Raw genomic sequence first — 20,010 nt, forward strand, 5'->3', positions numbered from 1 at the left:
CAAGTGACTCTCAAGCCTAGTCGCTACGACTAAAGTTGCATGGGCATTGCTGCCGGGCCGGCAGCCTGCCTAGAATCGCCGGCCGGCGCCTCACAAGGGCGTGCGTGTCATGGCGTGCGACCTACGCCCTGCCTCCTTCCAATAACGATAAAGGACTCACTATGTCCGACAAGCCTTCACTTCCCCTCGCTCTTGCATCCCTGATCGACAGTCTCAACGCCGGGCTCGGCAAGGCCTGCGCCTGGCTGACCCTGTTCCTGGTGATCGGTACGGCCATCGTCGTGGTGCTGCGCTACGGTTTCGGCATTGGCGCCACCGCCCTGCAGGAGTCGGTGCTGTACGCCCACGCCCTGGTCTTCATGGGCGCGGCCTCCTGGGTGCTACAACGCAACGGCCACGTGCGTGTGGACATCTTCTATCAGAAATTCAGCGGTCGTCGGCAGGCCCTGGTGGATCTGCTCGGCACCCTCTTGTTCCTGCTGCCGGTAAGCCTGTTCCTCGGCTGGGCCAGTTGGGACTACGTCGCCAACTCCTGGGCCACCCACGAGGCCTCCAGCGAGTCCGGCGGCCTGCACTTCGTCTATCTGCAGAAGAGCATCATCCTGGTGCTGGTGGTCAGCCTGGTGCTGCAGGGGCTGTCCAACGCCATCAAGGCGCTCTACGTGGTCAGCGGTCGCCTGCCGGCTGTGGAGGTGAAACATGGCTGAGTTGATGGCGATTCTGCTGTTCGTCAGCATCTGCGCGGCCCTGATGGCCGGTTTTCCGGTGGCCTTCACCCTGGCCGGTGTCTCCCTGCTGTTCGCCGGTATCGGCGCGCTCACCGGCACCTTCGATGCCGGCTACCTCAGCGCTCTGCCGAACCGTCTGTTCGGCATCATGAACAACCAGACCATGCTGGCCGTGCCGCTGTTCGTGTTCATGGGGGTGATGCTGGAACGCTCACGGGTGGCCGAGGATCTGCTCGAATCCATGTCGCGCCTGTTCGGCACTCTGCGCGGCGGCCTGGCGATCTCGGTGTGCGTGGTCGGCGCCCTGCTCGCCGCCAGCACCGGCATCGTCGGCGCCACCGTGGTGACCATGGGCCTGCTGGCGCTGCCGACCATGCTGCGCCGCGGTTACGATCCGGCCATCTCCACCGGCACCCTGGCGGCTACCGGCACCCTGGGGCAGATCATCCCGCCGTCCATCGTCCTGGTGCTGCTGGGCGACGTGATGTCCAGCGCCTATCAGCAGGCGCAACTGAAAATGGGCATCTTCTCGCCCAAGACCGTGTCGGTCGGCGATCTGTTCGTCGGTGCGCTGCTGCCTGGCCTGCTGCTGGTCGGTCTGTACATCGCCTACATCATCTTCGTCGCCATCTTCCAGCCGAAGAAGCTGCCGGCGCTGCCGCAGGAAGAGCTCGGCCCGATCGAATGGGGCAAGCTGGCCAAGGCACTGATTCCGCCGCTGATTCTGATCGGTGCAGTGCTCGGCTCGATCCTCGCCGGTTACGCCACCCCCACCGAAGCCGCTGCGTTGGGCGCCGTCGGTGCCATGCTGCTGGCCCTGAGCAAGAACAAGCTGAACTTCGGTCAGCTAAAGGAAGTGGCTTACGGCACTACCGAGATCAGCGCCATGGTCTTCATGATCCTGATCGGCGCCTCGCTGTTCTCCCTGGTGTTCCGCGGCTTTGGCGGCGAAGTGCTGATCGAGGACGTGTTCGCCCAGCTACCCGGCGGCGTGCTCGGCGCCTTCTTCGTGGTGATGCTGGTGATCTTCCTGCTCGGCTTCATCCTCGACTTCATCGAGATCACCTTCGTGGTGGTGCCGATCGTCGGCCCGGTGCTGCTGGCCATGGGCCTGGATCCGATCTGGCTGGGGGTGATGATCGCGCTGAACCTGCAGACCTCCTTCCTCACCCCACCCTTCGGCTTCGCCCTGTTCTACCTGCGCGGGGTAACGCCTGCCAGCGTGGCCACCAGCACCATCTACAAGGGCGTGGTGCCGTTCATCCTGATCCAGATAGTGCTGCTGGTGATTGCCTATGTATTCCCTGGGCTGATCACCTGGCTGCCGGAACAGGTCTACGGCAACTAGGTCATAAAGGCTGGCAAGGAGCTCGAAACGCCCGTCCTTGTGACGGGCGTTTCATTTCCCCATACCCCATTCAGCAAAGCGAGACGCGTCATGAGCAGCCCTCAAGTCGAATGCCTGGAACTGGATCAACTGACCTGCTGGCGCATCCGTTGCGCAGGCAGCGAATTGCTGCTGGCGCAGCAGGGCGCGCAAATCCTCAGCTATGCCCAGGACGGGCAGCCGCCCCTGATCTGGCTCAGTCCCGAGGCCGCCTATCAGCGCGGGCAGAGCGTGCGCGGCGGCGTGCCGATCTGCTGGCCCTGGTTCGGTGACCTGCGGCGCAACCCGCAGGCGGTGCAGGCTCACTATCACCATGACCAGCCGCCAGCCCATGGCCTGGTGCGGGCGCGAGACTGGGAGCTGCTGGGTATCAACGAAGAGGCTGACGCAGCAACCCTGCGCTTCGCCTACGACACGCGCGAGGCGCCCCTGCCCGGCTGGCCCCGCGATGTCGGCCTGACCTTCATCGTGCGCCTCGGTGAAGATCTGAGCATGAGCCTGGAAACCCACAACCGCAGCGACACGCTCCTGGCCCTGAGTCAGGCGCTGCACAGCTACTTCGCCGTCAGCGACATCCGCCAGGTGCACGTCGAGGGGCTGCAGGGCTGCCGCTACATCGATACGCTGCAGGACTGGCGCGAACTGCAACAGGACGGCCCAGCGACTTTCAGCGGTGAGGTGGATCGCATCTACCTCGGCACATCTGAGCGCCTGAGCATCGTCGACCCGCTCTGGCAGCGGCGCATCCACCTCGACGCCCGGGGTTCGCACTCCGCGGTGCTGTGGAACCCCTGGATCGACAAGGCCAGACGCCTGTCGCAATTCGCCGATGACGCCTGGCAGGGCATGCTGTGCATCGAAACGGCCAACCTGCTCGAAGACATGTTGCAGCTACAACCCGACGAACGGCACCGTCTGGAATTACGCCTTCACAGCGCACCGCTCGACGCCTGAAACCTGCTCACCCTCGCCGGCCGCCCTTGCATAAAGCCCGCATGAAAACAGCGGCCGGCATCACAAACGGCAATATCAGAAAGCCAGCAAATGTGATGCGCCACTAATTTGCCAGTAAGTTATTTCTTACATGCATCCGATATGTTTTCTGAAAGGCAAAACATCGATAACGGATTGCTCCAAGTGCATGTGCAACATGCCTGAACGAGTCGCCTGCAATAATTCGATAGATATCGCTGAATGTTATGCATATCACACTTTGGATGGTTGCCCACCTCCGCTCATGGGGCTAGGATGCCCAACCCATAAGGATCTTGCGCAAGTTGTTGCACAAACGACTGCGCAAAAAGTTGCGCAAAACGGCGCTTTGCCATCATCTTGATGGCAACTTGTAGTTCCGTCTAAGTTGCCCACTTTCAATAGTCGAGTCATGGAATGACATACTCCAGCAAGCTGACCGCTCATTATCTCAACCTCGCCAAGACGCCTATTATCGAGGGCAACTTTGCAGGTGAGGATGTGCGTTATTCCAGCGAATACGAAATGCTGGAAACCGAACTGGGCAAAGCCTCATCGCTGCATGACACCGGCGGCATCGACTGGCAGAAAGTGCGCGAAGGCAGCGAGAATCTGCTGACCACCCAGTCCAAGGATCTGCGTGCCGCCACCTGGCTGACCTGGGGCCTGTTCCAGCGCGAATCCTTCGCCGGCCTGCAGGCCGGCCTGAATCTGCTGCACTACCTCTGCGAGCATCACTGGCACGAACTGCACCCACGCAAGGCACGTACCCGCGCCGCCGCCATCAACTGGCTGCTGCCACGCCTGGAACAGGCATTGGCCGATCACGTGCCAATCAGCGAGCAATTGCCGCTGTTCCGCCGCCTGGCCGAGCACCTGCACGGCCTCGAAGCCAGCCTTTCCGCTCATCTTGGCGAAGACTCGCCGCTGCTGCTGCCGCTGTGCCGTCGTCTCGATGAACAGATCAAGCGCGCCAGCCAGGGCCAGGCCGAGCCCGGCGCCGTGGGCGCCGCCATCGCCCAGGTCAAGCAGGTCGCCACCCAGATCATTACCGGCAGCGGCCCCATCGAAAGCGAGAAAGATGCGCACAAGGCCCTGCGCACCCAGCAGGACGCCGCCCGGCCGCTGTGCGCCTGGTGGCTGAAGAACAAGGCCACCGATCTCAAGCCACTGCGCCTAGCGCGCACCCTGCTATGGCTGCCCATCGAATCGCTGCCCGAGCGTAACGCCGAGCAGATCACCGCCCTGCGCGGCCTGCCGGCCGACAAGCTGGCCTCGTACAAGGAACGCTTCGCCCAGGGCGCCTACGCCGATCTGCTCGCCGACCTGGAAGCCAGCATCGCCCGTGCGCCGTTCTGGCTCGACGGCCAGCGCCTGGTCTGGGAATGCCTGCAGGAGCTCAAGGCAGAACAGGCCATGCGTGAAGTGGAAATCCAGCTCGCCCTGTTCCTGCAGCGCGTGCCCGGCCTGGACGAACTGCGTTTCCACGACGGTGTACCGTTCGCCGATGCCGAAACCCGTGCCTGGATCGGCGCCCATGTGCTGCCGCACCTGCAGGCACCGGAAGTGGAGAAGAAGCCCGCCGCCAACGAGCAGGGCGCCACGCCCCCCTGGGAAGAAGCCCTGCAAAAAGTGCTGCCCGACCTGCGCAAGGACGGCCTGAAAGCCGCCGTGCAACAGCTCAAGCAAGGCATGTCACGCGCCCGTGGTGGCCGCGAACGCTTCTTCTGGCAACTGACCCTGGCCCGTCTGTGCTTCGCCGCGAAGAAGTACGACCTGGCCAAGACCCAACTCGAATCGCTCGACCAGACGCTGCAGGCCTCCGGCCTCGGCGAGTGGGAACCCGATCTCGCCCTCGATGTGCTGCGTCTGCTGCACAACTGCTGCGAGCTACTGCCGCAGAACCATGCGGTGCGCGACAGCAAGGACGAGATCTATCGCAGGTTGTGCCACCTCGACCTCGAGGTGGTGCTGGACTAAGGCGCCAATACGCCCAACCAAAGGCCTCCGGGCCATAAACGCAAAGGAGAACACCCATGGCCAAAGAAGGCTCGGTAGCCCCCAAGGAACGCATCAACGTCACCTTCAAACCCGCCACCGGCGGCGCCCAGGAAGAAATCGAACTGCCCCTGAAGCTCATGGTGCTCGGCGATTTCACCCAGCGTGCCGACGATCGCAAGATCGAAGACCGCAAACCCATCAGCATCGACAAGAACAGCTTCGATGAAGTGCTGGCCAAGCAGGAACTGAACCTGACCTTCGCCGTGCCGAACCGTCTGCAGGACGAAGAGACCGACGACGAGCTGGCCGTGCAACTGAAGATCAACTCCATGAAGGACTTCAACCCCGCCAACCTGGTCGAGCAGGTGCCGGAGCTGAAGAAACTGATGGAGCTGCGCGACGCCCTGGTCGCCCTGAAAGGCCCGCTGGGCAACGCCCCGGCCTTCCGCAAGGCCATCGAGAGCGTGCTCTCCGACGACGACTCGCGTGACCGCGTGCTCGGCGAACTGGGCCTGGCCGCCAAAGACAAGCTCGACTCCTGATACTCAACTGACAAGGACGCATATCCATGAGCACGACTAGCGCAGCCGTAGAAAGCAGCCAAAGCGCCGCCGACCTCGGCATCCTCGACCGCATCATCGCGGAAACCAAGCTGACGCCCGACGACGAAGCCTACGACATCGCCAAGCGTGGCGTGTCGGCCTTCATCGAAGAGCTGCTCAAGCCGCAGAACGAAAACGAGCCGGTGAAGAAGGCCATGGTCGACCGCATGATCGCGGAGATCGACGCCAAGCTCAGCCGGCAGATGGACGAAATCCTCCACCACGAGCAGTTCCAGGCCCTGGAATCCTCCTGGCGCGGCCTCAAGCTGCTGGTGGATCGCACCAACTTCCGCGAAAACATCAAGCTGGAGATCCTCAACGCCTCCAAGCAGGATCTGCTCGATGACTTCGAGGACAGCCCGGAAATCGTTCAGTCCGGCCTGTACAAGCACATCTACACCGCCGAGTACGGCCAGTTCGGTGGCCAGCCGGTCGGCGCCCTGATCGCCAACTACTTCTTCGATCCGAGCGCTCCGGACGTCAAGACCCTGCAGTACGTCGCCTCGGTGGCCTGCATGTCCCACGCGCCGTTCATCGCCGCTGCCGGCCCGAAATTCTTCGGCCTGGAGACCTTCACCGGCCTGCCGGATCTGAAGGATCTGAAAGACCACTTCGAGGGCCCGCAATTCACCAAGTGGCAGAGCTTCCGCGAGCAGGAAGACGCCCGTTACGTCGGCCTGACCGTACCGCGCTTCCTCCTGCGCAACCCGTACGACCCGGAAGACAACCCGGTGAAGACCTTCGTCTACAAGGAAAACGTGGCCAACAGCCACGAGCACTACCTGTGGGGCAACACCGCCTACGCCTTCGCCAGCCGTCTGACCGACAGCTTCGCCAAGTTCCGCTGGTGCCCGAACATCATCGGCCCGCAGAGCGGTGGCGCGGTGGAAGACCTGCCGCTGCACCATTTCGAGAGCATGGGCGAGATCGAAACCAAGATCCCGACCGAAGTGCTGGTCTCCGACCGCCGCGAGTACGAGCTGGCCGAAGAAGGCTTCATCGCCCTGACCATGCGCAAGGGCAGCGACAACGCCGCGTTCTTCTCCGCCAACTCCGCGCAGAAGCCGAAGTTCTTCGGCATCAGCGAAGAAGGCAAGACCGCCGAGCTGAACTACAAGCTGGGCACCCAGCTGCCCTACATGTTCATCGTCAACCGCCTGGCTCACTACCTGAAAGTGCTGCAGCGCGAGCAGATCGGTGCCTGGAAGGAACGTACCGACCTCGAGCTGGAACTCAACAAGTGGATCCGCCAGTACGTGGCCGACCAGGAGAACCCCAGCTCCGAAGTGCGTAGCCGTCGTCCGCTGCGCGCCGCCCAGGTCATCGTCAGCGATGTCGAAGGCGAGCCGGGCTGGTACCGCGTCAGCCTGAACGTGCGCCCGCACTTCAAGTACATGGGTGCCGACTTCACCCTGTCGCTGGTTGGCAAGCTGGACAAGGAATAAGCATCGATGAACGGATACGGCAGCCTGTTCGAGCGCCTCGGTGGCGAGGCCGGCCAACGTGCCGGCTGGAGCCGCGAGGTCGCCGCCATGGCCTCGGTGGCTGCCCATCTGGCCAAGATGCTCAGCACCCGTGCGGGCAGTGTGCAAACGCTGCCCGACTACGGGTTGCCCGATTTGAACGATATGCGCCTGTCGCTGCACGACTCGCTGCAGCAGGCGCGTATCGCCATCGAACGCTTCATCGAAGCGTACGAACCGAGACTGACCCAGGTGCGGGTGATATCCCTGCCGCGCACCCATGACCCATTGCGTCAGGCCTTCGCCATCGACGCCATGTTGGAAATGGACGGCATCAAGCGCCAGGTCAGTTTCTCCGCGAGCCTGGATGGCAGCGGTCAGGTCAACGTCAACCCAGGAGCCTCACATGTCCGGTAAACCCGCCGCCCGCCTGAGCGACCCCACCGCCTGCCCGATTCCCGGCCACGGCACCAACCCGATCGCCGTCGGCTCGCCCGACGTGCTGTTCGACAGCCTGCCGGCTGCGCGCATGGGTGACCCTTCCGCCTGCGGCGGCGCCATGTCCGGCGCGGTGATTCCCACCGTGTTGATCAACGGCAAGCCGGCGGCGGTGGTGGGCAGTGTGGGGAGTCACGGCAATGTGGTGGTGAGTGGGTCGGGGACGGTGATTATCGGGACTAGCGGCGGAGGGGCGGCGTTTATACCTCCTCAGCCGTTGCTCACTAAGGGATTCGATATCTGCATTCAATTGCTTGACCAGGCAAGCGGTACACCGATGAAGAACATGGCCTATATCGCCACCTTGGAAGATGGCATTGAGGTTCATGGTACGACGGATGCAAACGGCTTGACACGGTGTTTAGGCAAGAAAGATATACCCCAATCGGTTGCCTTTTCTGTAAAGCCGGGCTGGATATTGCGGGGCGAATGGGATGACTGAAGCAGCAATTCCACTCGGCACAGTAAAGACAACCCCGGCTCAGGATCAAAGCCCTGCACAGCTATACTTGGTCGGGCAGGAAGACTTCGTTATTCCGGTAGTCTTTCCTGACTACTTGATTCACATTGATGGTTATGAAGCTGAGATTTTTGGCCGAAAAATAACAATTCCCGCACAGAAAGCTCCTTATCTGGGCCATGCGGGAGTATTGATCGTTAATGGAAAAACTGGGCTCACCAAGTATTACGAATACGGCCGCTATGGGCCAAATGGAAAGACCCGCTCCGGGAGGATCCCAGATGTGGCTTTAAAGGGCGGAATGATCACCGAATCCTCCCTGAAGAAAACTCTGCGAGTGGTTTCCGCTAATCACGGACAGTCAGGCCGAATTGCAGGAGTCGTATTGCGTGGTCAAATATTCGACCAAGCCCTTGCCTGGCTCAAGGCAAAGGAGGCTGAGAACGCGGACCCTGAGCGACAGCCATATGATCTTGGTAACCACAACTGTATGACGTTTGTAGCAGACCTGGTCGATCACATCGGCTTAGATAGTCCTTTCCGCCCACCTGTTGTGATTCCTAGCGCCTATATGAAGCAGTTCCAGTTCAGCAACCCTGACCTTGAGTACGACTACGCAAGCGACAATTTGGAGCTTTCAGATTGAAAGCTCTGAAATGGATATCTCTGGCAGGCATAGCACTATTGCTAGCCGTGACAGTTTTGGCGGTCTTCTTTATTCAGTGGGAGCCGATAGTGATTAAACCAGAAGCACTACGCGATCACCCAAATGCTCACTGGAGCGGCGGCGTAGACGGTGGCGCATTTTTTGAAATCACTAAAGCCGATCCGCCACATTACTTTCTCGAAATTCGCTACGAGAATGGGAATCTTTGGGCCAAAGGTTGGTTAAACGAGCAGGAAAAAAGCCTGACTAATAGTGATTTCCTTGGTTACTACGGTGGGGATACTGTCGAACTGAATAGTGGTAAGCAACTTCGACTGGAGAACCAAAACAGCACTCCAATCGACGTTAATTAAGTAGAGTCAGAGACCAATAAAATGCCAAGCACAAACACTTCCGGTTACCTAGCTACTGTTGCTGACAGCGATCTGTTTGGGCTATTGGCCGTCTACTGCTTTGTGACTGCAATCCTTGGGCTTTTTGAGAATGTGCGTAATACAACGCCCTATCAATTCATGGCATTCGTTGGGCTTTTGGTTGTTCCGGCGCTGCACGTTGCAGGTACCTATTTCCTTAACCAGGTGCCTGCCTGATGACCATGTCACCTGAATTGAAAACGTCGTTGGCGGCCTATCCACGCAAGGTCTTCATCGGTGAACAAGCCTCTGCAACGCATTACTGCGTCCTGATGATCACTGAAGCTGAGATTCAGCTACTTCGTGATCTGATCGCAGAGCGATTTGGCCACACGAACATCGAATTGGAGCAGGTTGCTGAGCTGGCGAATAAAGACGGAGAGTTGCTGAAGCTCTCTGCACGCGAAGAATTCAACGGCTTGATCATCGAGCTGATCACCAACTCACAGAGGTTTCTCGAAAGGCTCGACGCGACCTTCAAGGCGCCTCCAGCACCTTGGTTTGCCTTTCCAAACATGGCACCCATCGAGGCGATCATGAGCAAGCAGGGCAGCCTGGAATACTGGTGGGAAAATATCTGGAATGCCTTTTGGCTACACGCACCAGGTGAAGTACGCATGGCCTATCTGAAGCAACACGAGGCCAGCGATGAATGGATCGAGTATTTGGCTGAACCCGCCAATGGCTCCGACTGATCAAGGATAGATAGATGTCTTTCAACCACTACTACCAAAGCGAACTCACGGCCCTGCGCCAACTGGGCAAGCGCTTCGCCGAGCGCAGCCCGGCGCTGGCACCTTTCCTTGGTCAGGCCGGGCGTGATCCGGATGTCGAGCGCCTGCTCGAAGGCTTTGCCTTCCTCACCGGGCGCCTGCGGCAGAAGCTCGACGACGAGCTGCCGGAGCTGACCCATTCGCTGATGCACCTGCTGTGGCCGAACTACATGCGCCCACTGCCGGCCTTCAGCATGATCCAGTTCGACCCGCTGACTCGGCCCGGGCCGGCACTGCCGGTGGCACGGGGTACGCCGGTGGAGGCCAAGCCGGTCGAGGACGTTACCTGCCGTTTTCGTACCTGCTTCCCCACCGAGGTGCTGCCGCTGGCACTGAACGGTCTGGATTATTCGGTCAAGGGCGACGGTGCCCTGCTCAGCCTGCGCCTAGGGATGACAGCCGACGGCCATATCGGCGAGATCGGCCTGAACAAGCTGCGCCTGCACCTGGCCGGCGAGCGTTATATCGGCCAGATGCTCTACCTGGCACTGCTGCGTAACCTCGGCGGCATCCAGGTGGTGCTGCTCGATGCCGCCGGCAAGCCGATGCAGGATGCCTTCGGCCAGACCCTCGGCACGCTGCAGCTCAAGCCCGAGCAGGTGCAGCCGGTGGGCTTCGCCGAGGACGAGGCGCTGATCCCCTACCCGCTGAACACCTTCCGTGGCTACCGCTACCTGCAGGAGTATTTCGCCTTCCAGGAGAAATTCCTCTTCGTCGACCTGCTCGGCCTGAATGCCATCAACGGCCTGCCCGAGGATCTGCTCAAGCAGGCACGCGGCCTGGAGTTGCGTTTCGATATCCACAAGGCCGGCGTGCAACGCATCCGCCCGACCCTGGAAAACGTGCGCCTGTACTGCACGCCGGTGGTCAACCTGTTCAAGCACGACGCCATCCCGATCCGCCTCGACGGCAAGCAGGATCAGTACCTGCTGCTGCCCGCCGAATACGACTCGCAACACTGCGGGGTGTTCTCGGTGGACTGCGTGACCGGCTGGAAGCCGGGTGGCATGGGCTACGAGGAGTACGTGCCGTTCGAGTCGTTCGAGCACGACCCCAGCTTCGACGTGCCGGTGGCGCGCCCGCACTACAGCGTGCGCCAACAGCCGTCGATGCTCGGCGAAGGCCTGGAGACCTGGCTCAGCTTCGGCCTGTACAACCTCGAGCAACACGAGACGCTCTCCATCGAGCTGACCTGCACCAACCAGAACCTGCCACGCCAGTTGCGCCTGGGCGATATCTGCCTGCCCAGCGAAGACACCCCGGACTTTCTCAGCTTCCGCAACATCAGCGCGGTCACCCCGAGCTATGCACCGCCGCTGCACCGCGACTTCCTGTGGAAGCTGATTTCCAACATGTCGCTGAACTACCTGTCGCTGGCCAACGTCGAGGCGCTCAAGGTGATCCTCGAGACCTACGACCTGCCGCGCTACTACGACCAGCATGCCGAGCGCGTCAGCAAACGCCTGCTCGGCGGCCTCAAGAGCATCGGCCACCGCCATGTCGACCGCCTGCACCGCGGCCTGCCGGTGCGTGGCGTGCGTACCGAGCTGGTCATGAACCCGGAAGGCTACCTGGGTGAGGGCGATCTGTTCCTCTTCGCCTCGGTGCTCAATGAATTTTTCGCCCTCTACGCCAGTCTCAACAGCTACCACGAGCTGCACGTACAGAGTACACAGGGAGAGTCGTACAAATGGACGCCACGCATGGGGCAACAGCCCCTGCTCTGAATCGGCTCAGCCGGGGTATCCGCGAGTACAGCCTGTTCCAGGCCGTACAGCTGGTGCTCGAGCGCCTTGCAGCGGCCCATCCGCATCTGGATGAGGAGCGCCTCTACGAGCATCTGGAGTTCCAGGCCAACCCGAGCCTGGGCTTCCCGGGTAGCGACATCGACCGCGTGCAGTTCTTCGAGGAACACGGCGAGCTGCGCGCGCGCATGCGCGTCAATCTGGTCGGCCTGTTCGGCGGCGGCTCGCCGCTGCCGGCGTTCTACAGCGAACAGGCCCTGGGCGACAGCGAGGACGGCAACCCGACCCGCGATTTCCTCGACCTGTTCAACAACCGCCTGCAGCGCCTGCTGCTGCCGATCTGGAAGAAGTACCGCTATCGCGCATGCTTCCAGAGCGGTGCAGTGGACGCCTTCTCGGCGCATCTGTTCGCCCTGATCGGCCTCGGCAGCGAGCAGATCCGCCAGGCGCAGGAACTGAACTGGAAACGCCTGCTGCCCTACCTCGGCCTGCTCAGCCTGCGTGCCCATTCGGCGGCGCTGATCGAGTCGGTGCTGCGTTACTACTTCAAGCATGCCGAGCTATTCATCGAGCAGTGCCTGGAACGCCAGGTCACCGTGCTGGAGGAACAGCGCAATCGCCTCGGCCTCGCCAACAGCCGCCTCGGCGAAGACACCGTGCTCGGCGAGCATGTGCGCGACCGCGGCGGCAAATTCCGTATTCACGTGCGCCAGCTCGGCTGGACGCGCTTTCACGAGTTCCTGCCGATCGGCACGGGTTACCAGCCGCTGTGCGCGCTGGTGCGCTTCACCCTGCGCGATCCGCTGGACTACGACATCCGCCTGGAACTGCGCCAAGACGAAATTCGTGACCTGCGCATCGGCGAAGAAAATCCCTGCCTGTTAGGGTGGACGACCTGGCTCGGCCGTGAAAACGCCGACGGCTTGGTCACGCTCGGCAGCAAAACACATTAAGGAAGATGAAATGATCAACGTCGATCTGCAACAACTGGTTCAAGCCCTGGACGCCGCGAGCAAACGCGATCTGGAGATGGCCGCCGAGCGCTGCGTGGTACGCGGCGGCAACAAGATTCTCGTCGAAGACCTGCTGCTGGGCCTGCTGGAGCGCCCGGAAAGCCTGCTGGCACGCGCGCTGCAGGATGCCGAACTGGACGCTGGCGAGCTGGCCCAGGCCCTGCAGCCGCGCGGCGAACACAGCGAATCGCGCAACCCGGTGTTTTCCGCCGAGCTGGTGCAGTGGCTGCAGGATGCCCTGCTGGTGGCCAACCTGGAGCTGGGTGCCAGCCAGATCGACCAGGCTGCGCTGATCCTCGCCCTGCTGCGCAACCCCATGCGCTACGCCGGCAGCCGCTACCAGGCACTGCTGGGCAAGCTCAACGCCGAACGCCTGCGCGACTTCGCCCTCAGCCAGCAGCCGCAGGCCGCAGGTGGCAAGCCGGCAGCGGGTGGTGAATCCAACCTGGCGCGCTTCACCCACAACTTCACCCAGCAGGCCCGCGACGGCAAGCTCGACCCGGTGCTGTGCCGCGATGGCGCGATCCGCCAGATGGTCGACATCCTCGCCCGTCGGCGCAAGAACAACCCCATCGTGGTCGGCGAGGCCGGTGTCGGCAAGACCGCCATCGTCGAAGGCCTGGCCCTGCGCATCGCCAATGGCGAGGTGCCGCAGGTGCTCAAGGGCGTCGAACTGCTGTGCCTGGATCTCGGCCTGCTGCAGGCCGGCGCCAGCGTCAAGGGCGAGTTCGAGCGTCGCCTGCAAGGTGTGATCGACGAGGTCAAAGCCTCGCCCAAGCCGATCATCCTGTTCATCGACGAAGCCCACACCCTGATCGGTGCCGGTGGCCAGGCCGGCAGCGGCGACGCCGCCAACCTGCTCAAGCCCGCCCTGGCCCGTGGCGAGCTGCGCACCATCGCCGCCACCACCTGGAGCGAATACAAGAAGTACTTCGAGAAGGATCCGGCCCTGGCCCGCCGCTTCCAGCCGGTACAACTGCACGAGCCCACCGTGGAGGAGGCAGTGACCATCCTCCGTGGCCTGGCGCCGGTGTACGAGAAGAGCCATGGCATCTACCTGCGTGACGATGCGGTGGTCGCCGCCGCCGAGCTGTCGGCACGTTACCTGGCAGGCCGGCAACTCCCGGACAAGGCGGTGGACGTGCTCGACACCGCCTGCGCCCGCGTGCGCATCAGCCTGGCTGCCGCACCCGAGGCGCTGGAGCGTCTGCGCGGCGAGATCGCCGAAGGTGAGCGCCAGGGCGAGGCCATGCGCCGCGACCTGGATGCCGGCCTGAGCATCGACCACGAGGCGCTGGATGCGTTGGAAGAGCGCCTGGTCGCCGCCCGTGCCGAACTGGAGCAGGTGGAAACCCGCTGGGCCGTGCAGCGCGAGCTGGCCGAACGTCTGCTGGAACAACGCAAGCAATGCGCCGCCGCGCGTCTGCCGGGCGACGAAGAGCCCGGCGACGAACCGCGCCCGAGCCTGGAAGAACTGGAAACCGAGCTACGCGCCATCCAGGCCGAGTTGGCCGCTGCCCAGGCCAGCGAGCGCCTGGTCAGCTTCGAGGTTTGCCCGCGCCTGGTGGCCGAGGTGATCAGCCACTGGACGGGCGTGCCACTGAGCCAACTGGCCCGCGAGCACAACACCAAGGTCATCACCTTCGCCGAGGATCTGCGCCAGCGCGTGCGTGGTCAGGAGCAAGCGATCCAGGCGCTGGACAAGGCCATGCGCGCTACCGCCGCCGGCCTCAACAAACCCGATGCACCAGTCGGCGTGTTCCTCCTGGTCGGCCCCAGCGGCGTCGGCAAGACCGAAACCGCCCTGGCCCTGGCCGACCTGCTGTACGGCGGCGAGCGCTTCCTCACCGTGATCAACATGTCCGAGTTCCAGGAGAAGCACACCGTCTCGCGCCTGATCGGTGCGCCGCCCGGCTACGTCGGTTATGGCGAAGGCGGCATGCTCACCGAAGCGGTGCGGCAGAAGCCCTACTCGGTGATCCTCCTCGACGAGGTGGAAAAGGCCGATCCGGATGTGATGAACGTCTTCTACCAGATCTTCGACAAGGGCGTGGCCAACGACGGCGAAGGGCGTGAGATCAACTTCCGCAACACCCTGATCCTGATGACCAGCAACCTGGCCAGCGATCGCATCGCCAGCCTCTGCGCTGGCGGCGAGCGCCCGGCTGCCGAGGATCTGGAGCTGGCCATCCGCCCGCAACTGTCGCAACACTTCAAGCCGGCCCTGCTCGGGCGCATGCGCGTGGTGCCTTACTACCCCATGGACGCTGACCTGCTGCGCCAGTTGGTGGGCCTCAAGCTGGCCCGTTTCGGCGAGCGTTTGGCCCGCCGTCAGTTGGCCTTCAGCCACTGCGACGGCCTGGTCGAGCATCTGGCCGAGCGCTGCACCCATGGCGACAGCGGCGCGCGCCTGATCGATCATCTGATCGACCAGCACCTGCAACCGCTGGTGGTCGACCGCCTGCTCGACGCCATGGCCGCTGGCGAAAGCCTGCAGCGCGTGCACGCCACGCTGGATGCCGATTCCACCGTGATCTGCGAGTTCGCCTGAGATGACGCCGATGTTCGCCGCAATCCCGCAGCCGCTGCGCTACGCCGAGGCCCTGCTGCAGCGCTACGCCGAACTGGCCGGCGCGGCCAGCAGCGAGCGTCTGCTCGCCGAGCTGGTGCGCGCCGCGGCCGAGCTGGCCGACTGCGAGCTGGGTCAGCTCTACCTGCTGGATCACACCAACACCCGCCTGACCCTCAGCGCCGAGTGGCTGGACGGCACGCTGCAAGCGCGTACTGCCGCCAGCCTGCCCAGCGACTACGATGGCGAGCACTTGCTGCAGTACTGCCTGTGCCAGAACCAGCCGCTGTGCATCGAGGAACTCGACAGCAGCCTGCACGCCATCGACTGCCTGCCCGAGGGCACCACCTGGCGTAGCCTGCTGTGCCTGCCGCTGAGCAACGCCGAAGGCCACTGCCGTGGCCTGCTGCTGGTGGCCAGCCATGGCCCGCGCGAGCTGCAGGGTTTTGTCGCCTCGTTCGCTCATCTGGGCAGTTTCGCCCTGGCGCAACTGCAACTGCTGCAACGCCTGCGCACCCCGGCGAACGATGAACTAACCGCGCCGAGCGTGGCCACGTCCTGCGCCAGCGGCTACGGCCTGCTCGGCCAGAGCCAGGCCATCCAGCAGGTCTACCAACTGATCGGCAAGGTGCTGCACAGCCCGGTCAGCGTGCTGGTCACCGGCGAGACCGGCACCGGCAAGGAACTGGTCGCCCGCGCCATCCACGATTGTGGTTCGCGGCGCAGCAAGGCCTTCGTGGTGCAGAACTGCGCGGCCCTGCCGGAGAACCTGCTGGAAAGCGAGCTGTTCGGTTACCGCAAGGGGGCCTTCACCGGCGCCGATAGCGACAAACCCGGCCTGTTCGACATCGCCAATGGCGGCACCCTGTTCCTCGACGAGATCGGCGACATGCCGCTGGCCCTGCAGGCCAAGCTGCTGCGCGTGCTGCAGGAAGGCGAAGTGCGCCCGCTGGGCAGCAACGAGACGCACAAGGTGGACGTGCGCATCATCGCCGCCACCCATCAGGAACTGCGCAAGCATGTCGAGGACGGGCGCTTCCGCGAAGACCTGTTCTATCGCCTGTCCAACTTCCCCATCGAGCTGCCGCCGCTGCGCCAGCGTGGCGAAGACATCCTGCTGCTCGCCCGCCATTTCGCCAGTACCGCCAGCAGCCTGCTGCAGCGCGACGCCTGCCGCTGGAGCGACGCCGCGCTGGAGCATCTGGCCGGCTACGCCTTCCCCGGCAACGTGCGCGAACTCAAGGGCCTGGTGGAACGTGCGGTGCTGCTGTGCGAAGGCGGCGAGCTGCTGCCCGAGCACTTCAACCTGGAGCAGAGCCCCTACGTCGAAACCACACCGCTGAGCCTGCGTGAGCGCATGGATCGTCTCGAGCGCAACCTGCTGCTCGACTGCCTGCGCAAGAACCGTGGCAACCAGACCAGCGCCGCCAACGAGCTGGGCCTGCCCCGGCGCACCCTGCTGTACCGCATGCAGCGGCTGAAGATCAGTCCGAGCGAGGTCTGAGCATGTCCGCCCATCTTCCTTCCACGACCACCCAAGGAGCGCATTCCATGCAGCATCGCTACCGAACCGCCGTCCTGCTGGCCCTGGCCATCGTCCTGGCCGGCTGCGCAGGCAACTACAAGTTCAGCGACGACCAATACCGCCCGCTGGGCGACCCTCAAGCAGAAAAACGCGGCCACTGACCGCAAGGAGTAGGTTCACCATGGAACTGGTATTCGATGTGGTCAGCGCGCAGCAGTTCGTGCCAGGTCTGATGACCACCAAGACCTTCAAGCAGGCCGGTGGCGTGATCGGCCGTGCCGAGGAATGCGACTGGGTGATCCCAGATCGCAAGCGGGTCATCTCCAGCCGGCACGCGGAAGTGAGCTATCGCGATGGCGCCTTCTACCTGACCGATACCAGCAGCAATGGCATATCCCTCAAGGACAGCGGCGCCAGCCTGGCCAAGGGGCGCCCACAGCGTATCGAACACGGCAGCGTGTACTGCCTGGGCGATTTCGAGATACGCGCGCGACTGATCCGCGACCCGGCCATGTTCGAGGGCGATATCGGCCTGCCACAGGCGGCCGGTAGCATCATCCCCGATGATGCCTTTCTCGATCTCGACCCGATCACTGCACTGGAGCAACAGGAGCGCGTCTACGCCGAGGTGGACGACCTGACCGCCGTGCTGCGCCCCAGCAATGCTCAGGCGCAACAGCGTGACTATGCGCAGATCGACGAGGAAAACCTGCTGGTGCCCGAGCTGGTGATGCCGACCCCAGCACCGCAGCCAAAACCTGCCCCGGAACCCGAGCGCCTGCCGCCGACGTTCTGGGAGAAGTTCGCCGACGCCCTCGGCGTGCGCCTCGACGACCTCGACGAAGAAGCCCGCCAGGCCCTGGCACTGAACGCCGCGAAGCTGCTCAAGCAGAGCGTCGGCAGCCTGCAACAGGCCCTGCGCACCCGCAGCGAACTGAAGAACGAACTGCGCCTGGCCCTGACCACGGTGCAGAGCGCCGGCAACAACCCGCTCAAGCACGGCCTGGATACCAGCGAAACCCTCAGCGTCCTGCTGCGCGGCGGTAAGGCCGGGCAACTGCCGGCCGAGCAGGCCATCAGCCGCAGCTTCCGTGACCTGCAGGCGCATCAGGTGGCGCTGCTGGCCGCCAGCCGCGCGGCGGTCAAGGGCATGCTCGAACAACTGGCCCCCGAGCAACTGACCCTGCGCTTCGAGCGCGAGGGCCGCAAACCGCTGATCGCCACCGATGGCAGCCGCTGGCGCGCCTATCGTCGCCTGCACACCGCGCTGGAAAAGAACGACGACTGGAGCGACCGCCTGTTCGCCCGCGACTTCGCCAGCGCCTACGAAGAGCAGGTTCGCCTGATCGCCACCCTCAATACCGACCTTCAAGGATGATGCCCATGCCTCGCTTGCTTTCCCTGGCGCTCGCCGCCGCGCTGCTGACCCTCGCCGGCTGCTCCGCGCTGTCGCCCTACTCCAAGCTGACCAAACTGGATCTGAGCCTGGCCGGTAGCGACCAGCTCAACCCGGACCTCAACGGCAGGCCCTCGCCCATCGTGGTACGCCTGATGGAGCTCAAGCACCCGGTGGCCTTCGAGAACGCCGACTTCTTCTCCCTCTACCAGCGCCCCAAGGAAGCCCTGGCACCTGACCTGGTGGCCTTCGAGGAACTGGAGCTGCGCCCGGGTGAAACCCGCGAGCTCAAGCTCACGGTAGAGGAAGGCAGCCGTTACGTCGGCGTACTGGCTGCCTACCGCGACCTGCCGGAGGCCAGCTGGCGCTACGTCATCCCGGTGGAGGCGCTGGAGCGCAATCAGGCCAATCTGAGCCTGGACGAGCGCGGCATCCGCAGCCTCGATGACGAGCAGGAGCAGGCACAATGAGCCAGCACAAAGTCATCTGGCAGGAAGGCATGCTGCTGCGCCCGCAGCACTTCCAGCAGAACGATCGCTATCTCGATCACCAGCTCAAGGTGCGCACGCAGAAGCTGGCCAGCTATGCCTGGGGTTTCTTCGAGCTGGAGATCGACCGGCAATTCCTCAACATGGGCAAGCTGGTGGTGAGCAAGGCCAGCGGCGTGCTGCCCGACGGCAGCCTCTTCGACCTCGGCGTCGAGCGCGAGCCGCTGGGCCTGGACGTGCCACCGAACACCGGCAATACCCCGGTGTACCTGGCGCTGCCGCTGGTCACCGGCAACCACATCGAGAGCCGTCGCTCGGAGCAGAAGGACGTACTGGCCCGCTATGTCGCCTTCGACGAAGAAGTGGCCGACTGCAACGCTGGCGACAGCAGCGTCAGCCAGGTCAGCACCGGCCGCCCGGATTTCCGCCTTCTGCTCGGCGAGCAGCAGAACGACCAGGCTTACGTCAAACTCAAGCTGTGCGACGTGCTCGACACCACCCCGGACGGGGTGATCAGCCTCGACCCGGAATTCACCCCCACCTACGTCAACTTCCAGGCTTCCGGCTACCTGCTGAGCTGCCTCAAGGAAGTGATCAGCATGCTCGCCCACCGTGGCGACATCCTCGCCGAGCGTATCCGCGCCACCGGCAAGGTGGGCGGCGCCGAGGTCGGTGACTTCATGATGCTGCAGTTGATCAACCGCTACGAGCCGATCCTGCGTCATCACCTGGGCGTCGAGCAGGTGCACCCGGAGCAGATCTACCGCGAGCTGGTCGGCCTGCTCGGCGAGCTGGCTACCTTCTCCAGCGAAAGCAAACGCCCGCGCCTGGAGGGCCGCTACCTGCACAGCGACCAGGGCCTGAGCTTCCGCAAGCTGATGGACGCCATCCGCCAGGTGCTGTCGATGGTGCTCGAACAGCACGCCATCGAGATGCTCCTGCAACAACGCCAGTACGGCATCCAGGTGGCGCCGCTGCACGACCACAAGCTGCTCGGCACCTCCAGCTTCGTGCTCGCGGCCAGCGCCCAGTGCGACTCCGAGGAGCTGCGCCAGCGTCTGCCGGCGCACCTCAAGGTCGGCCCGGTGGAGCGCATCCGCCAACTGGTCAACCTGCACCTGCCGGGGATCAAGGTCAAACCGTTGCCGGTGGCACCCCGGCAGATCCCCTTCCACTCGGGCAAGACCTACTTCGCCTTGGAGCTCAGCTCCGAAGAGCTGGCGCAGTTGGAACGCTCCGGCGGCTTTGCCTTCCACGTGTCCGGCGAGTTCTCCGGGCTTGAGCTGAAATTCTGGGCGATCAGGAACTGA

At 63.3% G+C, this 20,010-nt stretch carries 19 protein-coding genes; all 19 read left to right on the plus strand.

The window, feature by feature from the left end:
• Positions 1–161: 161 nt before the first annotated feature.
• The 19 genes from ACSVIK_RS06650 to tssK all read left to right on the plus strand — a co-directional run bounded on the left by ACSVIK_RS06650 (position 162) and on the right by tssK (position 20,010).
• Complete coding sequence (locus ACSVIK_RS06650; protein ID WP_442443569.1) at positions 162–707, plus strand: TRAP transporter small permease subunit; 546 nt, start codon at positions 162–164, stop codon at positions 705–707.
• Positions 700–2,076 (plus strand): TRAP transporter large permease, encoded by a 1,377-nt coding sequence (locus ACSVIK_RS06655; RefSeq protein WP_442443570.1) that lies wholly within the window; start codon positions 700–702, stop codon positions 2,074–2,076. The genes ACSVIK_RS06650 and ACSVIK_RS06655 overlap by 8 nt, the downstream gene beginning before the upstream one ends.
• A gap of 90 nt (positions 2,077–2,166) precedes the next feature.
• Positions 2,167–3,069, plus strand: coding sequence for a D-hexose-6-phosphate mutarotase (locus tag ACSVIK_RS06660; RefSeq protein WP_442443571.1), 903 nt, complete (start codon positions 2,167–2,169; stop codon positions 3,067–3,069).
• 435 nt (positions 3,070–3,504) lie between these two features.
• Positions 3,505–5,067 (plus strand): type VI secretion system protein TssA, encoded by a 1,563-nt coding sequence (gene tssA / locus ACSVIK_RS06665; RefSeq protein WP_442443572.1) that lies wholly within the window; start codon positions 3,505–3,507, stop codon positions 5,065–5,067.
• Between the two features lie 56 nt (positions 5,068–5,123).
• Positions 5,124–5,630, plus strand: a complete 507-nt coding sequence (gene tssB, locus ACSVIK_RS06670) for a type VI secretion system contractile sheath small subunit (protein WP_322979908.1) — start codon at positions 5,124–5,126, stop codon at positions 5,628–5,630.
• Positions 5,631–5,656: 26 nt separating this feature from the next.
• Positions 5,657–7,135 (plus strand): type VI secretion system contractile sheath large subunit, encoded by a 1,479-nt coding sequence (gene tssC, locus ACSVIK_RS06675; protein WP_442443573.1) that lies wholly within the window; start codon positions 5,657–5,659, stop codon positions 7,133–7,135.
• Positions 7,136–7,141: 6 nt separating this feature from the next.
• Positions 7,142–7,570, plus strand: a complete 429-nt coding sequence (tssE, locus tag ACSVIK_RS06680; protein ID WP_037002139.1) for a type VI secretion system baseplate subunit TssE — start codon at positions 7,142–7,144, stop codon at positions 7,568–7,570.
• A complete protein-coding gene (locus ACSVIK_RS06685; protein WP_442443574.1) occupies positions 7,560–8,093 on the plus strand; it encodes a PAAR domain-containing protein in 534 nt (177 codons plus the stop codon). The genes tssE and ACSVIK_RS06685 overlap by 11 nt, the downstream gene beginning before the upstream one ends.
• Entirely contained in the window at positions 8,086–8,757 is a 672-nt protein-coding gene (locus tag ACSVIK_RS06690) for a hypothetical protein (RefSeq protein ID WP_442443575.1), read from the plus strand. The genes ACSVIK_RS06685 and ACSVIK_RS06690 overlap by 8 nt, the downstream gene beginning before the upstream one ends.
• Positions 8,754–9,131, plus strand: coding sequence for a hypothetical protein (locus ACSVIK_RS06695; protein WP_442443576.1), 378 nt, complete (start codon positions 8,754–8,756; stop codon positions 9,129–9,131). Before ACSVIK_RS06690 ends, ACSVIK_RS06695 begins: the two co-directional genes overlap by 4 nt.
• A 236-nt stretch (positions 9,132–9,367) precedes the next feature.
• Positions 9,368–9,886: a hypothetical protein gene (locus ACSVIK_RS06700; RefSeq protein WP_442443577.1), complete on the plus strand. Its 519-nt coding sequence runs from the start codon at positions 9,368–9,370 to the stop codon at positions 9,884–9,886.
• A gap of 14 nt (positions 9,887–9,900) precedes the next feature.
• Complete coding sequence (tssF, locus tag ACSVIK_RS06705) at positions 9,901–11,691, plus strand: type VI secretion system baseplate subunit TssF (RefSeq protein ID WP_442443578.1); 1,791 nt, start codon at positions 9,901–9,903, stop codon at positions 11,689–11,691.
• Entirely contained in the window at positions 11,655–12,662 is a 1,008-nt protein-coding gene (gene tssG / locus ACSVIK_RS06710; protein WP_277373440.1) for a type VI secretion system baseplate subunit TssG, read from the plus strand. The genes tssF and tssG overlap by 37 nt, the downstream gene beginning before the upstream one ends.
• A 10-nt stretch (positions 12,663–12,672) precedes the next feature.
• Positions 12,673–15,273, plus strand: a complete 2,601-nt coding sequence (gene tssH / locus ACSVIK_RS06715; RefSeq protein WP_442443579.1) for a type VI secretion system ATPase TssH — start codon at positions 12,673–12,675, stop codon at positions 15,271–15,273.
• A 10-nt stretch (positions 15,274–15,283) separates the two neighbouring features.
• Complete coding sequence (locus ACSVIK_RS06720; protein ID WP_442443580.1) at positions 15,284–16,795, plus strand: sigma-54-dependent Fis family transcriptional regulator; 1,512 nt, start codon at positions 15,284–15,286, stop codon at positions 16,793–16,795.
• 47 nt (positions 16,796–16,842) lie between these two features.
• A complete protein-coding gene (locus ACSVIK_RS06725) occupies positions 16,843–16,977 on the plus strand; it encodes a type VI secretion protein (RefSeq protein WP_442443581.1) in 135 nt (44 codons plus the stop codon).
• A 20-nt stretch (positions 16,978–16,997) separates the two neighbouring features.
• Positions 16,998–18,194 carry a type VI secretion system-associated FHA domain protein TagH gene (tagH, locus tag ACSVIK_RS06730; protein ID WP_442443582.1) on the plus strand — a complete coding sequence of 399 codons (1,197 nt, stop codon included), beginning with the start codon at positions 16,998–17,000 and terminating at the stop codon, positions 18,192–18,194.
• Positions 18,195–18,199: 5 nt separating this feature from the next.
• Complete coding sequence (tssJ, locus tag ACSVIK_RS06735; RefSeq protein ID WP_442443583.1) at positions 18,200–18,682, plus strand: type VI secretion system lipoprotein TssJ; 483 nt, start codon at positions 18,200–18,202, stop codon at positions 18,680–18,682.
• Positions 18,679–20,010 carry a type VI secretion system baseplate subunit TssK gene (tssK, locus tag ACSVIK_RS06740; RefSeq protein WP_442443584.1) on the plus strand — a complete coding sequence of 444 codons (1,332 nt, stop codon included), beginning with the start codon at positions 18,679–18,681 and terminating at the stop codon, positions 20,008–20,010. The genes tssJ and tssK overlap by 4 nt, the downstream gene beginning before the upstream one ends.

This window comes from Pseudomonas sp. NCHU5216, assembly GCF_052156495.1.
Classification (GTDB): domain Bacteria; phylum Pseudomonadota; class Gammaproteobacteria; order Pseudomonadales; family Pseudomonadaceae; genus Aquipseudomonas.

Coding starts and splice junctions, on each gene's coding strand:
- ACSVIK_RS06660 (WP_442443571.1), top strand. CDS start 2,167: ATGAGCAGCCCTCAAGTCGAATGCCTGGAACTGGATCAACTGACCTGC.
- tssH (WP_442443579.1), top strand. CDS start 12,673: ATGATCAACGTCGATCTGCAACAACTGGTTCAAGCCCTGGACGCCGCG.
- tssJ (WP_442443583.1), top strand. CDS start 18,200: ATGCCTCGCTTGCTTTCCCTGGCGCTCGCCGCCGCGCTGCTGACCCTC.
- tssE (WP_037002139.1), top strand. CDS start 7,142: ATGAACGGATACGGCAGCCTGTTCGAGCGCCTCGGTGGCGAGGCCGGC.
- ACSVIK_RS06725 (WP_442443581.1), top strand. CDS start 16,843: ATGCAGCATCGCTACCGAACCGCCGTCCTGCTGGCCCTGGCCATCGTC.
- tssF (WP_442443578.1), top strand. CDS start 9,901: ATGTCTTTCAACCACTACTACCAAAGCGAACTCACGGCCCTGCGCCAA.
- tssK (WP_442443584.1), top strand. CDS start 18,679: ATGAGCCAGCACAAAGTCATCTGGCAGGAAGGCATGCTGCTGCGCCCG.
- tssC (WP_442443573.1), top strand. CDS start 5,657: ATGAGCACGACTAGCGCAGCCGTAGAAAGCAGCCAAAGCGCCGCCGAC.
- ACSVIK_RS06655 (WP_442443570.1), top strand. CDS start 700: ATGGCTGAGTTGATGGCGATTCTGCTGTTCGTCAGCATCTGCGCGGCC.
- ACSVIK_RS06720 (WP_442443580.1), top strand. CDS start 15,284: ATGTTCGCCGCAATCCCGCAGCCGCTGCGCTACGCCGAGGCCCTGCTG.
- ACSVIK_RS06690 (WP_442443575.1), top strand. CDS start 8,086: ATGACTGAAGCAGCAATTCCACTCGGCACAGTAAAGACAACCCCGGCT.
- ACSVIK_RS06700 (WP_442443577.1), top strand. CDS start 9,368: ATGACCATGTCACCTGAATTGAAAACGTCGTTGGCGGCCTATCCACGC.
- ACSVIK_RS06685 (WP_442443574.1), top strand. CDS start 7,560: ATGTCCGGTAAACCCGCCGCCCGCCTGAGCGACCCCACCGCCTGCCCG.
- tssB (WP_322979908.1), top strand. CDS start 5,124: ATGGCCAAAGAAGGCTCGGTAGCCCCCAAGGAACGCATCAACGTCACC.
- ACSVIK_RS06650 (WP_442443569.1), top strand. CDS start 162: ATGTCCGACAAGCCTTCACTTCCCCTCGCTCTTGCATCCCTGATCGAC.
- tssA (WP_442443572.1), top strand. CDS start 3,505: ATGACATACTCCAGCAAGCTGACCGCTCATTATCTCAACCTCGCCAAG.
- tagH (WP_442443582.1), top strand. CDS start 16,998: ATGGAACTGGTATTCGATGTGGTCAGCGCGCAGCAGTTCGTGCCAGGT.
- tssG (WP_277373440.1), top strand. CDS start 11,655: ATGGACGCCACGCATGGGGCAACAGCCCCTGCTCTGAATCGGCTCAGC.